The 14,185-nt window shown below is 71.0% G+C and carries 16 protein-coding genes; 11 read left to right on the top strand and 5 right to left on the bottom strand.

What is annotated here, in order from left to right:
• The first annotated feature begins 46 nt into the window (after nt 1-46).
• The 3 genes from ACK4JY_RS08000 to ACK4JY_RS07990 all read left to right on the top strand — a co-directional run bounded on the left by ACK4JY_RS08000 (nt 47) and on the right by ACK4JY_RS07990 (nt 812).
• On the top strand, nt 47-292 hold the full coding sequence (locus ACK4JY_RS08000; protein ID WP_409604493.1) for a DUF4170 domain-containing protein: 246 nt from the start codon (nt 47-49) through the stop codon (nt 290-292).
• A 65-nt stretch (nt 293-357) separates the two neighbouring features.
• Nucleotides 358-576 (top strand): hypothetical protein, encoded by a 219-nt coding sequence (locus ACK4JY_RS07995; protein WP_409604491.1) that lies wholly within the window; start codon nt 358-360, stop codon nt 574-576.
• Nucleotides 573-812 carry a hypothetical protein gene (locus ACK4JY_RS07990; protein ID WP_409604490.1) on the top strand — a complete coding sequence of 80 codons (240 nt, stop codon included), beginning with the start codon at nt 573-575 and terminating at the stop codon, nt 810-812. Before ACK4JY_RS07995 ends, ACK4JY_RS07990 begins: the two co-directional genes overlap by 4 nt.
• 3 nt (nt 813-815) lie before the next feature.
• Here ACK4JY_RS07990 and ACK4JY_RS07985 read toward each other — a convergent pair whose 3' ends face one another.
• Nucleotides 816-1,481, bottom strand: coding sequence for a fused DSP-PTPase phosphatase/NAD kinase-like protein (locus tag ACK4JY_RS07985; protein ID WP_409604488.1), 666 nt, complete (start codon nt 1,479-1,481; stop codon nt 816-818).
• Between the two features lie 90 nt (nt 1,482-1,571).
• Here ACK4JY_RS07985 and ACK4JY_RS07980 point away from each other — a divergent pair, with 90 nt between their 5' ends.
• From ACK4JY_RS07980 to ACK4JY_RS07945, 8 genes are all read left to right on the top strand, one after another.
• Complete coding sequence (locus tag ACK4JY_RS07980; RefSeq protein WP_409604486.1) at nt 1,572-1,754, top strand: hypothetical protein; 183 nt, start codon at nt 1,572-1,574, stop codon at nt 1,752-1,754.
• The gene (locus tag ACK4JY_RS07975; RefSeq protein ID WP_409604484.1) at nt 1,732-2,379 is read left to right on the top strand and encodes a hypothetical protein; all 648 of its coding nucleotides are present in this window, start codon (nt 1,732-1,734) and stop codon (nt 2,377-2,379) included. The genes ACK4JY_RS07980 and ACK4JY_RS07975 overlap by 23 nt, the downstream gene beginning before the upstream one ends.
• Before the next feature lie 65 nt (nt 2,380-2,444).
• A complete protein-coding gene (locus ACK4JY_RS07970; protein ID WP_409604482.1) occupies nt 2,445-4,286 on the top strand; it encodes an ABC transporter ATP-binding protein in 1,842 nt (613 codons plus the stop codon).
• Nucleotides 4,283-4,969, top strand: coding sequence for a lysophospholipid acyltransferase family protein (locus ACK4JY_RS07965; RefSeq protein ID WP_409604480.1), 687 nt, complete (start codon nt 4,283-4,285; stop codon nt 4,967-4,969). The genes ACK4JY_RS07970 and ACK4JY_RS07965 overlap by 4 nt, the downstream gene beginning before the upstream one ends.
• A gap of 1 nt (nt 4,970) precedes the next feature.
• Complete coding sequence (locus tag ACK4JY_RS07960; protein ID WP_409604478.1) at nt 4,971-6,266, top strand: 3-deoxy-D-manno-octulosonic acid transferase; 1,296 nt, start codon at nt 4,971-4,973, stop codon at nt 6,264-6,266.
• Nucleotides 6,263-7,279, top strand: coding sequence for a tetraacyldisaccharide 4'-kinase (gene lpxK, locus ACK4JY_RS07955; RefSeq protein WP_409604476.1), 1,017 nt, complete (start codon nt 6,263-6,265; stop codon nt 7,277-7,279). Before ACK4JY_RS07960 ends, lpxK begins: the two co-directional genes overlap by 4 nt.
• 406 nt (nt 7,280-7,685) lie before the next feature.
• Nucleotides 7,686-8,342, top strand: a complete 657-nt coding sequence (locus ACK4JY_RS07950) for a murein L,D-transpeptidase catalytic domain-containing protein (protein ID WP_409604474.1) — start codon at nt 7,686-7,688, stop codon at nt 8,340-8,342.
• A gap of 147 nt (nt 8,343-8,489) precedes the next feature.
• Nucleotides 8,490-10,106 carry an AbgT family transporter gene (locus tag ACK4JY_RS07945; RefSeq protein ID WP_409604473.1) on the top strand — a complete coding sequence of 539 codons (1,617 nt, stop codon included), beginning with the start codon at nt 8,490-8,492 and terminating at the stop codon, nt 10,104-10,106.
• Between the two features lie 28 nt (nt 10,107-10,134).
• Here ACK4JY_RS07945 and ACK4JY_RS07940 read toward each other — a convergent pair whose 3' ends face one another.
• The 4 genes from ACK4JY_RS07940 to ACK4JY_RS07925 form a co-directional block, all read right to left on the bottom strand.
• Nucleotides 10,135-12,054 (bottom strand): methyl-accepting chemotaxis protein, encoded by a 1,920-nt coding sequence (locus ACK4JY_RS07940; RefSeq protein ID WP_409604471.1) that lies wholly within the window; start codon nt 12,052-12,054, stop codon nt 10,135-10,137.
• Nucleotides 12,055-12,133: 79 nt separating this feature from the next.
• Complete coding sequence (purD, locus tag ACK4JY_RS07935) at nt 12,134-13,423, bottom strand: phosphoribosylamine--glycine ligase (RefSeq protein WP_409604469.1); 1,290 nt, start codon at nt 13,421-13,423, stop codon at nt 12,134-12,136.
• A 48-nt stretch (nt 13,424-13,471) separates the two neighbouring features.
• On the bottom strand, nt 13,472-13,906 hold the full coding sequence (locus tag ACK4JY_RS07930) for a hypothetical protein (protein WP_409604467.1): 435 nt from the start codon (nt 13,904-13,906) through the stop codon (nt 13,472-13,474).
• Between the two features lie 23 nt (nt 13,907-13,929).
• Nucleotides 13,930-14,085: a hypothetical protein gene (locus ACK4JY_RS07925; protein ID WP_409604466.1), complete on the bottom strand. Its 156-nt coding sequence runs from the start codon at nt 14,083-14,085 to the stop codon at nt 13,930-13,932.
• Nucleotides 14,086-14,185 lie beyond the last annotated feature (100 nt).

Genomic DNA, 14,185 nt, shown 5'->3' with positions numbered 1-14,185 from the left:
CGCCTATTCGGCAGGCGCCCCCGCCAGTTCCCGCCTTGGACGTCCCATGACCACCGAAACCGCCCCCCAGCTGCTCCACCTCGTCATCGGCGGAGAGCTGCGCCACCTCGACGCCCCGGTGTTCCGCGACCTGTCCAAGGTCGAGTTCGTCGGCGCCTTCCCAAACTATGAGGAAGCCCGCAAGGCGTGGAAGGCCCGCGCCCAGGCCACGGTCGACAACGCCCACATGCGCTATTTCATCCTCCACGCGCACCGGATGATCGACCCGCGCGGCGACGCCCACGGGCACTAGGGGGAACCCCCGCCCCGGCTGGAGCGCTTCGACAGAGACCGTCAAGCCTGAACCCGGAGAGCCCCATGTCGACCCCCGCCCTGATCATCCTCGCCCTGCTGATCGTCGGCGCCGTCATCGTCGTCTGGGCCTCGCGCCGCAAACCCGACCAGCCGACCGCCGGACCGGTGGAAAACGACACGGCGTGGAGTGACCCGGTCACCCCCGGTGATGTCGCCACACCGCGCGAGACCTTCACCCACGAAGACGCCCCGTCGGCGTCATCGCAGGAACCCCGCCCTTGACCCTGTTCGGACGCACCCTTGGCGGCGAGGAGATCGCCAGCCTCGTCTTCCTGCTGACCGCCCTGGTCCTGTGGGTGATGGCGTGGCGTGGCGAGCGCGACTGGACCCGCTGGTTCCGCGGCTGGGAATCCGACCGCAGGGCCCGCCGCGAGGCCGAACTCGCCGCCGAACAGGGCGGCGACCCATCCTCGCCCACGCCGCCGTCGTCCGGGACCCCGCGCGGCCCGTGGGGCTGAGCCCTACTCTCGCTTGAGCAGTTTCTCGGTCAGCAGCGTGCCCCACCACTGCGCCTTGAATTCGGCCCGGATCGCCTTCGGGTCGTAGGCGTCGCTGTCGATCCAGTCGATGAAGCTGACCCCTGTCGGCTCGACCTCCGCCAAATATTTCTCCAGCGTATAGTCCAGCACCCCGGTCAGCCCCTCGCGGTGGTGCAGGTATTTCTTGTCCAGCTGCCGGATCGCCTCCGAGATCGGCTCGCCGAGATGGAAATGCCGGTACAGCACCGCCATCATCCCCGCCCGGTCCGCCCCGGACTTGCAGTGGATCAGCACCGGATATTCGATCGTCCGGAACAACTCGCGCGCCCGGTGGATGCGGTCCTTCTGCGGCGGATCGCGCGAATCCAGCGGGGCGTCGATCAGGGTCAGCCCGAGCCGCTCGCACGCCGCCTTCTCCAGCGCATAATAGGCCTCGTCGCGCGCGCCGCGCAGGTTGATGACCGTCTTGATCCCCTGCGATTTCCAGTACGCCAGCTGCCGCGGCGACGGCTGGTTGGTCCGCACCAGATCGGGGCCCAGCCAGTGGGCGTTCATGAACCACCGCCTCAGAAAGCCGTGATCCTTCCACGCATAGTCCCACCTCGCCCTGAAGCGGCCGGCGCGGGTGGTGAGGTCGTAGCGGGACATGGCGATGGAGATAGCGGGTCGGGCGGAGCGCGTCATCCGACAGACGGTGGAATCCTTGCCTTCAGCCCGCTCCGGTCACATAATTCGACCATGACCACGCCCGCAAAGGACAGAACCCGGCCGCTGGCTTCCAACCGTCCCGACCGGACCGTGGTGTACCGCGGCATCAAGATCGCCCCCATGCCCGGGCGCCGGTCATCGCTTGCCCGCGCCATCCGCAAAGATCTGGAGGAGAAGTCGGAGCGTCCCCATGGCGCGCCCGCCCAGGCCTAGACCCGCCCCCGCCTCGCGGTCGGTCTTCATCAACTGCCCCTTCGCCGATCCGTATCGCCCCATCCTGCGGGCCATGGTCTTCACGATCATCGTCTCCGGTTACCACCCGCGCTGCGCCCTCGACTCCACCGACGGCGCCGAGGTCCGCATCGCCAAGATCGCCGTGATTCTGGGCGCCTGTGACTGGGGCATCCACGACCTGTCCAGGGTGGAGGTGGGGCCGGATGGGTCGCCACGTTTCAACATGCCGATGGAGCTCGGCCTCCACCTCGGCGCGCGTCTGCTGGGCGAGAAGCGGCATCGCCGCAAACGGGCGCTTGTTCTGGACGCCGAACCCCATCGCTACGACCGCGCCCTCTCCGACATCAGCGGCCAGGACGTGGAGTCGCACGGGAATGACCCCGAGGCGGCGATCTGCTGTGTGCGGAACTGGCTGTCGGAGCACCGGCGCCCCAATGAACCGCCGCTACCGGGGGCCGCCGCCCTGCAAGCGGACTACCGCCTCTTCACCCGGGAGCTCCGCGAACTCCTGACGCCTCGACGCCTCGACGCCGACGATCTTACCCATAGCGATTTCCTGTTCGCCGTGCGGGACTGGATCGCGACCCGGGCCGAACCCGGCTGACCTCGATCCCGCCGCAGCCCACCTCCCCGCTTGACTTCCCTTCCCACCCGTCCGACCTCGGACCGATGACGACGCCCGCCCCCGCCGCCGACCAGAAGGAGCCGCTCCGCCCCCTGCTGGGTCGCATCTGGCGCGACTACCTCTCGCACCACCGGGCCGCGCTGTTCCTGTCGATCCTGTGCGCCGCCGTGGTCGGAGTCATGGCCGCCACCGTGCTGCAACTGCTCGAGCCGGCCATCGACGGCCTGTTCCTCGGCGAGTCCGTGACCATCTGGGGCGTGATCACCGTGCCGCCGGGCCAGGCGCTGACCGCCATCCCGCTGATCATCATCGGCGCCGGCCTGATCTGGACCGTCGCCGCCCTCGGCCAGGCCGCCCTCGTCAACCGTCTCGGCCACGGCATCGTCGGCGACATCCAGGTGCGCCTGTTCGGTTCGATGATTCGCGCCGACCTCGCTCGGCTGCGCAGCCAGCACTCCGGCGGCTTCGTCTCCTCGGTGCTGTTCGACGCCAATTTGGTGCGCGAGGCCTTCACCAATGGCGTGGTCAACTACACCCAGCACGCCCTGACCCTCGTCGCCGTCATCTCCTACATGGCCTGGACCGACTGGCGGCTGACCTCCATCGTCCTGCTGGGGGCGCCGATCATCGCCTTCGTGCTGCGCCGCTTCGGCAAGCGGATGCGCAAGGCCACCACCGGGGCCATGGTCGAGACCTCGAACCTGTCCACCGCCTTGATGGAGAACCTCGACGGCGTCCGACTGATCAAGATCGAGAACCGCGAGGCGGCCGAGGAGGCGCGCGTCGGCGAGGTCGTCGCCCGCCGCCAGCGCCATGTGATCAAGAGCGCCGACAGCCGCGCCTTCGCCGGGCCCTTCTCCAATCTCGTGGCCATGTTCGTCGTCGCCGCCGTCATGGCCTACGCCGGCTGGCGCGCCCGCGACGGCGCCATGACCGTCGGCGCCTTCGCCGCCTACATCGGCCTGCTGATGGCCGCCGGCCAGTCGCTGCGCCAGGTCACCAATCTGCAGACCGTGATGGCCGAGGGCCTGACCGCCGCCCGCCGCCTGTTCGGCGCCCTCGACATCCAGCCCGAGATCCGCGAAGCCGCCGACGCCGCCCCCCTGCCCGACGGCCCGGTCACCGTCGCCTTCGACCATGTCAGCTTCGCCTACGCCGCCGGCGGCGCGGGCGGTGCCCCGACCCTGTCCGACGTCTCCCTGACCGTGAAGCCGGGCGAGACCGTCGCCCTCGTCGGCCCCTCTGGCGGCGGCAAGAGCACCCTGCTGTCGCTGCTGCCGCGCTTCTACGACGTCACCGGCGGCGCCGTGACCGTCAACGGCCGCGACATCCGGACGCTCAAGCTGCACGACCTGCGCGTCCGCGTCGCCCTCGTCACGCAGGAGCCCTTCCTGTTCGACGACACCGTCGCCGCCAACATCGCCTACGGCCGTCCCGGTGCGTCCCAGGCCGAGATCGAGGCCGCCGCCGACGCCGCCGCCGCCCACGACTTCATCACCGCCCTGCCCGAAGGCTATCTGACCCGCGCCGGCGAGGCCGGCCTGCGCCTGTCGGGCGGCCAGCGCCAGCGCATCGCCATCGCCCGCGCCTTCCTCAAGGACGCCCCGATCCTGCTGCTCGACGAGGCCACCAGCGCCCTCGACACCGAAAGCGAGGCCCTCGTCCAGGCCGCTCTCGAACGGCTGATGCAGGGCCGCGCCACCCTGATGATCGCCCACCGGCTGTCGACCGTGCGCCACGCCGACCGCATCCATGTCGTCGACGCCGGCCGCATCGTCGAAACCGGCTCCCACGCCCAGCTGGTGAAGAAGGGCGGCCTCTACGCCCGCCTCGCCCGCCAGCAGTCGCTCGACGGCGACCCGGTCACGGTGGGGACGGTTTCGTGAGGCCGCTGCGCAATCCGGTCATCCAGTCGGCTCTCGCCTGGCTGCTCTCGTGCTGGCTGCGCTTTTGCTACGCCACGATCCGCTGGGAACACCGCAATCAGGCGCTGGCCGAGGGCGTGTGGAAGCAGGGCGGCGGCGTGCTGGTCGTCTTCTGGCATTCGCGCACCTCACTGGGCCCCTACAGTTGGCCGCTGGATCGCGCCCAGCCGATCAAGGGCGTGATCTCGCGCAGCGTCGACGGCGAATTCGTCGCCAAGGCCGTGTCCCGGCTGGGTATTCCCGCGGTGCGCGGCTCGACCGCCAACAGGGACAAGGGCGAAGTCGACAAGGGGGGGACCCAGGCCCTTCGCGACGGCCTGCGCCAACTGAAGACCGCCGCCCTCTGCATCACGCCCGACGGCCCGCGCGGCCCCGTGCGCAGCATGGCCGAGGGCCTGCCGCTGATGGCCAAGCTGTCAAAGGTCCCCGTCCTCTTCATCGGCCTGTCCTGCAATCCCGCCATCCGCCTGAACAGCTGGGACCGTTCCCTGCTGCCGATGCCGTTCGGCAAGGGCGCCGTCATCTGGGACCTCGACACCTTCCCCGAAGGCGGCGACCTGTCCGACGTGGCCGACCGTTGGCGGGAGAAGACCACCGCCCTCGAGGCCGAGGCCGACGCCCTCACCGGGCTGGAGCGCATCTGACGTGAGCCCCGCCCTGATCGTCTACCGGCTCCTGACCCGCCTGATCGAGCCGCTGGCCCCGCGTCTGCTCGACGCCCGCGCCAAACAGGGCAAGGAGGACCCGGCCCGTGTCGACGAGCGTCTCGGCTTCGCCTCCGTCGCTCGCCCCGCCGGCGATCTGGTCTGGCTGCACGGCGTCAGCGTCGGCGAGACCCTGTCCCTGCTGCCCCTCGTCGAGCGCCTGCGCGAACGCCGCCCCGACCTGACCGTGCTGGTCACCTCCGGCACCCTGACCTCGGCGACCCTGCTGGCCAGCCGTTTGCCGATCGGCGTCATCCACCAGTTCGCCCCGGTCGACACGCCCGGCGCCGTGCGCGCCTTCCTCGACCACTGGCGGCCGGCCGCGGCCGTGTTCGTCGAGAGCGAGCTGTGGCCCAATCTGATCCTCGCGGCCCGCCGCCGCGAGGTGAGGCTGGTGCTGGCCAGCGCCCGCATCACCGAGAAGACCGCCGACGGCTGGCGCCGCGTCCCCGGCGCGGCGCGTCAGGTCCTGACCGCCTTCGACCGCATCCTGCCGCAGGATGAGGCCTCGGCCGCCCGGCTGGAAAGTCTCGGCGCCCGCATCGATGGCCATGTGAACCTCAAGCTGGCCGGGGCCGCCCCGCCGCACGATCCGGGGGCCTTCACCCGTCTCAGCGCCGCCATCGGCGACCGCCCCGTGGTCGTCGCCGCCAGCACCCACGACGGCGAGGAGATCGCCCTCGTCCGCGCCCTCGACCGGCTGGCCGACCGCTTGTGCCTGATCCTCGTGCCGCGCCACCCCGAGCGCCGCGGCGACATCGCCGCCGCCCTGTCCCGCGACGGCTACCGCTTCGCCCTGCGCTCCGATGGCCGCGAGCCCGATCGCGAGACCGACCTCTATGTCGCCGACACCCTCGGCGAGATGGGCCTGTTCCTGCGCCTCGCCGAGGTGGTTGTGATGGGGGGCAGCTTCTCCGCCGCGCTGGAGAAGCCCCCGGTCGGCGGCCACAACCCGCTGGAGCCGGCCCGCCTCGGCAAGCCCGCCGTCACCGGCCCCGACATGAGCAACTGGGCCGCCATAACCGACGCCCTCGTCGCCGCCGGCGGCCTGGCCGTGGTCGAGGCCCCGTGGGACCTGCCGGCTGTCCTCACTCCCCTGCTCGCCGACGACCGGGCGGCGAAAGCCATGGGCGAGCGCGGCCGCCGCGCCGCCGCCGAGGCCGGCTCGGGCCTCGACCGGCTGTGGGACGAACTGACCGCCCTGCTGCCGCCCTCTGCCGTTCGGGGCCGCCGATGAAGCTCAACACCCCCCGCTGGTGGTACGACCGCGAGCGCCGCCACGCGCCGATGACGCGGATGCTGCTCACGCCCCTGTCGTGGGTCTGGGCCGCCGCCACCGCCCGCCGCATCGCCCGCGCCGAGCCGATCGATCCGGGCGCCGCGGTTATCTCGGTCGGCAATCTGACGGTCGGCGGCTCGGGCAAGACCCCGGTGGCGCGCGAGGCCCTGCGTCTGCTGCACGAGGCCGGCGTCTCCGCCCACGCCCTGTCGCGCGGCTATGGCGGCCGGCTGAAGGGCCCGGTGCGGGTCGATCCCGCCGTCCACACCGCCGCCGACGTCGGCGACGAGCCGCTGATGCTGGCTCTCGGCGGCCCCGCCTGGATCGCCCGCGACCGCGTCGCCGGGGCCCGCGCCGCCGCCGGGGCGGGCGCGCAGGTCGTGGTGCTGGACGACGCCCACCAGAATCCGGCGCTGAAGAAGTCCCTCAGCCTCGTCGTCGTCGACGGCGAGACCCGCGACGGCGAATGGCCGTTCGGCGACGGCGGCGTCTTCCCGTCCGGCCCGATGCGCGAGCCGCTGCGCGCCGGCCTCGCCCGCGCCGACGCCGTGGTCATTCTGATGCCCGCCGACGCCCCGCCCCCCGACCCCGAGCTGCTCGCCGCCTTCGGCGCCCTGCCGGTCTTCGTCGCCCGGCTTGTGCCCGCCGCCCCCCCGCCGCGCGGTCCGCTGCTGGGCTTCGCCGGCATCGCCAAGCCGTGGAAGGTCGAGCGCGCCCTCGACGCCGCCGGGGCCGAGCTGGTCGACTTCGCCCCCTTCCCCGACCACGCCGCTTTCCGCGACAGCGACCTGGCCTTCCTCTCCGACCGCGCCCGGCGTTCCCACGCCCGACTCATCACCACCGAAAAGGACTGGTTCCGCCTGCCGCCCGAATGGCGCGAGCGCGTCGTCTCATGGCCGGTCAGGGCCCGCTTCGACGACGAGGGCGGCTTCCAGGCCCTGCTGCTGCGCGCGGTCCGGGAGCCCCGCTGAACCCCGCCAACTGCGACGACCCGGGCCAGATCGGGCGTTTTCGCCAGCGGTTCCCTTCGATCACGAGAGTTTTACCGCGCTGCACAACGCCGGTCGCCAAGCCGGCGGCGGCGGCCCCAATTGCCGGAACACGGGTTATCCGGCGTGGCGAAACCTTCGCGATGGCGGGGCTTCGCGGCAGCCCCCGGGCCGTGCGAAATAAGGCAGCGGCCGCCGCTGCAGACACGATCTCCGTGATCCGGCCCGTCGAAACGGCCTGTTCACCCCGTCGGGCGCAGGGTCGGGGCCACGCCGCAGGTTGCTACCCACGTCATGATTTGAAACAACCTGTGCCTTCCTGAAACCGCGCGAGGGGCGTCGCATGCGGCTTGCTAGACGAGGCTTTATCCTGGGGGGCGCGGCGCTGATGTCGGGCTGCGCCACGGCGGCGGTCAAACCGCCGGTCACCCTCGCCCACGGACAGGTCCCGCCGACGCCGGCGCTCCAGGTCGCCCGCCCGCCCGAAACCATCACCGCCCAACTCAACTCCACCCGCCCGCTCGATCCGCGCGGCTCGGTGCGCAAGGAACTGATGGAGCGGGCCATGGCGGCGCTCGACATCCACACCGGCAAGATCACCCAGCGCGACCGCATGTATCTGGTCGACTTCAAGAAATTTTCCGGCGAAGAGCGGCTGTACGAGGTCGATCTGCACGGCGGCGCCGTCACCCTGATGCGCACCAGCCACGGCCGCGGCTCCGACCCGGCGCACACCGGCTTCGCCACCAGCTTCGGCAACACCCCCGACAGTCACATGTCCTCGGTCGGCGCCTACGCCACCGCCGGGGCCAGCCACGGCGCCCAGCAGGGCCCCAACGTCCTGCTCGACGGGCTCGAATACTCCAACGACCGGGCGCGCGAGCGGGCCATCATCATCCACGGCGCCGACTACGCCGACCCGGCCTTCCTCGCCCGCGAAGGCAAGCTGGGCCGCAGCTACGGCTGCTTCTCCGTCGCCCACCACGACCTGCCGGCCCTGCGCGAGCGCATGGGCGAAGGCCGCCTGCTGTTCGCTTGGGCCTGACACCGCCGCGGGTGTGACGAATTGGCGCCCCTCGCGGGCCTCCGTTGATGATGCCCGACCGGCCGGTTAGCCAGAGGCGGAGTCGGGATCCCCGCTTCGCCTGCCGGCGCGGAGCCCACGGAACGCCAACCGCACGCAAGGACCGCGATGACCGACACCGCCCGGATCGGCCCGGAAGGCCCCACGCCGCCGCCGCCGCCCGTCAGGCGCAACGCCTTCACCCGCTTCCTCGACACCGTGGAATGGCTCGGCAACCTGTTGCCGCACCCGGTGACCCTGTTCTTCCTGTTGGCCGTCGGCATCGTCCTGCTGTCGGGGGTGTTCGGCGCCCTCGGGGTGGCGGTCGAGGACCCACGCCCGGTGGGCTCGTCCGGCCGCGCCGACGACGGCATGATCCGCGCCGTCAGCCTGATGACCGAGGACGGCCTGCGCCGCATCTTCACCGGCCTGGTCAGCAACTTCACCAGTTTCGCGCCGCTCGGCGTGGTGCTGGTGGCCATGCTGGGCGTCGGCGTGGCCGAGCGCTCGGGCCTGCTGTCTGCCGCCGTCCGCGGCACGGTCCTGGCCGCGCCCCGCAACCTCGTGACCTTCATGGTGGTGTTCGCCGGCATCATGTCCAACATCGCCTCGGAGATGGGCTATGTGGTGCTGATCCCGCTCGCCGGGGCGGTCTACTACTCGCTGGGACGACACCCGCTCGCGGGGATGGCGGCGGCCTTCGCCGGCGTCTCCGGCGGCTATGCCGCCAATCTGCTGATCGGCACTATCGACCCCCTGCTGGCCGGCATCACCCAGGAGGCCGCGCGTCTGATCGATCCGGCCTATCAGGTCTCGGTCACCGCCAGCTGGTATTTCATGGCCGTCAGCGTGCCCATGATCGCCGCCATCGGCACCTTCGTCAGCACCTATACCGTCGAGCCCAAGATCGGGCCCTACGACCCGAAGGTGGCGGACCCCGAGATCCTCAAGGGCGCCTCGCTCGAGCCCCTGACCGGCATGGAAAAGAAGGGCCTGATGGTGGCCGGCCTGGCCATGCTGGGCGTCCTCGCCCTGATGGCCCTGACCCTGTGGCCCGAGGGCGGACTGCTGCGCGACCCCGAGACCGGGGACCGGCTGCGCTCGCCCTTCTTCAGCGGCTTCGTGACATGGATCTTCGTCTTCTTCGTCGTCGTCGGCTTCGCCTACGGCCGCGTGACCGGCACGATGAAGAGGGACAAGGACGTCATCGACGGCATGGCCTCGGCGGTCTCGACCCTCGGCCTCTACGTCGTGATCGTCTTCTTCGCCGCCCAGTTCGTCGCCTTCTTCGGCTGGTCCAACCTCGGCGGCATCACCGCCGTCGCGGGCGCCACCTTCCTGCAGAACAGCGGCCTGACCGGGCCGGCCATCTTCATCGGCTTCATCCTGATCTGCTGCCTGGTCAATCTGACGATCGGCTCGTCCTCGGCCCAGTGGGCGATGACCGCGCCGATCTTCGTGCCCATGCTGATGCTGATCGGCTATTCGCCCGAACTGGTCGCCACCGCCTACCGGATCGGTGATTCCACCACCAACATCATCACCCCGATGATGAGCTATTTCGGCCTGATCCTGGCCTGGGCCGTGCGCTACGACCGCAACGTCGGCATCGGCACCATGATCGCGATGATGCTGCCCTATTCGATCTTCTTCACGATCGGCTGGACCATCCTGTTCTTCGTCTGGGTGTTCGGCTTCGGCCTGCCGGTCGGGCCGGGATCGCCGACCTTCTACACGCCGGGCTGACGTCGGGGCCCGGGTTCGGGCCCCGAACTCAAAACTCTTCCCAGCCGTCTTCGGCGGCGACCGGGGCGGGTTTGCGGGCGGCGCCGCCGCGGCCGACCGTCTTCATGGCGGTGACCGTGCGGTGGACCGGGCGCGGGGCGGCGCGGACCGGGACGGCGCCGGCGTCGGCGCCGATCTGGAAGCGCGACACCGAGCCGGCCAGGGTCTCGGCCTCCTGCGACAGCGAGTGGCTGGCGGCGGTCGATTGCTCGACCATCGCCGCGTTCTGCTGCGTCACCTGGTCCATCTGGTTGACCGCGGTGTTGACCTGTTGGAGCCCGGTGGCCTGTTCCTGGGCCGAGGCGGCGATCTCCGACACCAGGCCGTCGATCTCGGCGACGCGGCTGACGATGCGTTGCAGCGCCTCGCCGGTCTGACCCACCAGGCTGACGCCGGCGTTGACCTGGCTGGTCGAGGCCGAGATCAGCACCTTGATCTCCTTGGCCGCCTCGGCCGAGCGCTGGGCCAGGGCCCGCACCTCGGAGGCGACCACGGCGAAGCCGCGGCCGGCGTCGCCGGCCCGGGCCGCCTCGACCCCGGCGTTGAGCGCCAGCAGATTGGTCTGGAAGGCGATCTCGTCGATCACGCCGATGATCTGGCTGATCTCCTGGGCCGATTTCTCGATCGCGCCCATGGCCCCGACGGCGTCGCGCACGACATTGCCGCTGGTCTCGGCGTCGCCCTTGGCGGCCTGGACCGTCTCCGAGGCCTGACGCGCGCCCGAGGCGGTGCGGTTGACGGTGGCGGTGATCTCGTCCAGCGCCGCGGCGGTCTCCTCGAGGCTGGCGGCCTGCTGTTCGGTGCGGCGCGACAGGTCGTCGGAGGCCTGGGCGATCTCGCCGGCGCCCGAGCGGATGGCCGAGACGTTGCCGGCGACCACCGACATGGCCTCCTTCAGCTGGCCGATGGCGGCGTTGAAGTCGGCCTGCAGCTTGGCGTAGTCGGCCGGGAAGGTCTGGGTCAGGGTGTAGGTCAGGTCGCCGCGCATCAGATGGTCGAGACCTTCGCCCAGGGCCTCGACGACGATCGCCTGCTCCTCGGCGGCGGCGTCGGCCTGACGCTGGTTGCGGGCCCGCTCGGCCTCGGCCGCCTCGCGGCTGGCCACGGCCTCGGCTTCCAGCCGGTCGGCCGTATTCGCGCCGTCGCGGAACACCTCGAGGGCGGCCGCCATCTGTCCGACTTCGTCGCCGCGCCTGAGGCCGGGAATGTCAGTGGTCCGGTCGCCGTCCGCCAGCCCGCGCATGCGCTGCGATAGGGCCACGATCGGACGCGAGACCGACCGGCCGATCCGCCAGCCGGCGCCGGCCGTGACCAGCACGACCAGCAGCGCCAGGCCGCCAAGACCGATGGCGGCCTTGCCGACGGCGGCGGCCACCTGGTCGGTATAGACGCCCGAGCCGACGACCCAGCCCCACGGCGCGAAACCCTTGACGTAGGAGATCTTCGGCGAGGCCGCGGTCTCGTCCGGCTTGTTCCACTGGTAGCCGACGAATCCCTCGCCGTCCTCGCGCACCACCCTGACCATTTCCACGAACATGCGGACGCCGTTGGCGTCGGTATTGCCGCTGATGTCCGTGCCTTCGAGGCGGGGATTGGTCGGATGCATGATCATGCGCGGGTGCATGTCGTTGACCCAGAAATAGTCCGTTCCGCCGTAGCGGACTGCCCGCAGCGTCTCCTTCGCCGCCGACTGGGCCTGGGTCCGGGTCAGCAGGCCGGCCTGCTCCTGGGCGTGGTAGTGGGCGACGACGCCGTGGGCGACCTCGACCGTCTTGCGGGTCCGGTCGGCGATCTCGCTGCGCATGACCGAGTCCAGCCGCATCAGCGACAGGCCGAGGATGACGAGAAGGCCGGCCACCGACAGCAGTGTCAGAAGATTGATACGTCCGCCGATCGACAACGCTTTCATGGACCCGCCCTGGTTATTGCCCCAGCGGCGTCTCACGGCGCGTTGAAAGTCGGCTTAAGCGGCCTGTACGTACAAACCCCTACGTCATCGCGCCGGCGTCCCGCTCCATCGCCCGCCAGCCGATGTCGGTGCGGTGGAAGCCGCCCGGCCAGTCGATCTTGCGGACCGCCGCATAGGCGCGCTGGCGGGCCTCGGCGATGTCCTTGCCGCGGGCGCAGACGTTCAGCACCCGCCCCCCGGCGGCGGCCAGCTGGCCATCGTCCCGCCGCCGCGTGCCGGCGTGAAACACCTGCACATCCGGCCCGAAATCCTGCTCGGCCCCGCGGATGATCGATCCCTCCAGCGGGCTGTCGGGATAGCCGGTGGCCGCCAGCACGACGCAGATCACCGTCTCGGGGCGGAACGCCGGCGGCTCGACCCGGGTCAGGTCGCCGCGCGCGCAGGCCAGCAGCAGCGGCACGATGTCCCCGTCCAGCCGCATCATCAGCACCTGGCATTCCGGGTCGCCGAACCGGGCGTTGAACTCGACCACCTTCGGGCCGTCCGCCGTGGCCATCAGCCCGACATACAGAACGCCGCGATAGGGCATGCCCTCGCGCGCCATGCCGGCCATCACCGGCCCGACGACCTCGCGCTCGGCCGCCCCGACCAGGTCCGGCGTGAACACCGGCGCCGGCGAATAGCTGCCCATGCCGCCGGTGTTGGGGCCCAGATCGCCGTCATAGGCGCGCTTGTGATCCTGCGCCCCGCCCAGCAGCACCGCCCGGGTCCCGTCGCAGACGGCGAACAGCGAGCCCTCCTCGCCGTCCATGAATTCCTCGATCACCACCCGGGCCCCGGCCGTGCCGAAGCGGCCGCCCAGCATCCGCTCGATCTCGCCCTCGGCCTCGCGCTTCGTCGGGCTGATGGCCACGCCCTTGCCGGCCGCCAGGCCGTCGGCCTTGATCACATAGGGGGGTTTGAACACCGACAGCGCCTGGCGCGCCTCGTGCAGCCGCTCATAGACGCCATAACCGGCCGTCGGAATCTCGTGCCGCTCCATGAAGGCCTTGGAAAACGCCTTCGACGTCTCCAGTTGCGCCGCCTTCTTCGTCGGCCCGAAACAGGGGATGCCGGCCGTGGTCAGCCGGTCGGCCAGTCCGGCCTCCAGCGCCGTCTCCGGCCCGACGACGACCAGATCGGCCTTCATCTCCCGGGCCAGGGCGCACAGGCCGTCGGCGTCGGTGACCTTCAGGGCGACGCGCTCGCCCAGCCTGTCCATGCCCGGATTGCCGGGCGCGATGACCAGCCGTCGCACCAGCGGCGACTGGGCGATCTTCCACGCCAGGGCGTGTTCGCGACCGCCCGATCCCACCAGCAGGATGTTCATCCCCGCGCAATGACCGGCCCCGCGAGGCCGGTCAAGCGTGCGGCGTGGTTATTGCGCCGGCGGCGTCCACTCCGGCAGGGCCGTCAGCTGGGCGGCGGTCAGGTCGGTGGTCAGGTCGATGGCGCTGCCGTCGACCTGTTCGCCGACGCCCAGATTGGCCAGCGGCACCGCCTTCTTCAGATCGCCCCGGCCCTCCAGTTCGACCACGACGTGGGTCAGGGTCCCGCTGGCGTCCAGCACCAGCGTCTCGACATCGCCCAGGTCGGTGTTGTTCAGCGACATCAGATCGGCGTCCTCCAGCTGTCCGCGCGTCATGCCGAAGGCCAGGGCGGCGGTCTGCGTCGCGGCCTCGGCCGTCTCTTCCGGGACGGCCACGGGAGCAGCGCCCGGGGCCGGGGCCATGGCGACATCATCCTCACGGTCGGAACAGGCGGCGGCGCCCAGAGCCAGCAGGGAGACGGCGGCGAGGGTCAGTCGGTTCATGGTCTTTTCCTTCGAAGATTGGATCACAGCGCCGAGACGACGTAGACGGCGACCGCGACCAGGGCGATGCCGCCGATGATCAGCCACGGGCTCAGGGCCGGCCCGCCGCTGCGGCGCTCCAGCCCGCGCTCGCGCGGATCACGGTCGGCGGGGTCGATCTCGGGCAGGTCAGCGGGCATCCAAACCGAACGGCGCGCGCCCCGGGGGGTTCCGGGTCGTCTCGCCGCACCCGACGCCTTGCAGAGTCCCGCGCTCGAATATACAGTTCATATACGAACC

Source organism: Brevundimonas sp. (assembly GCF_046295595.1).
Lineage (GTDB): Bacteria > Pseudomonadota > Alphaproteobacteria > Caulobacterales > Caulobacteraceae > Brevundimonas.
Note: the sequence above shows the minus strand (reverse complement) of the source record. Positions and strands in the feature narration are given on the sequence as shown.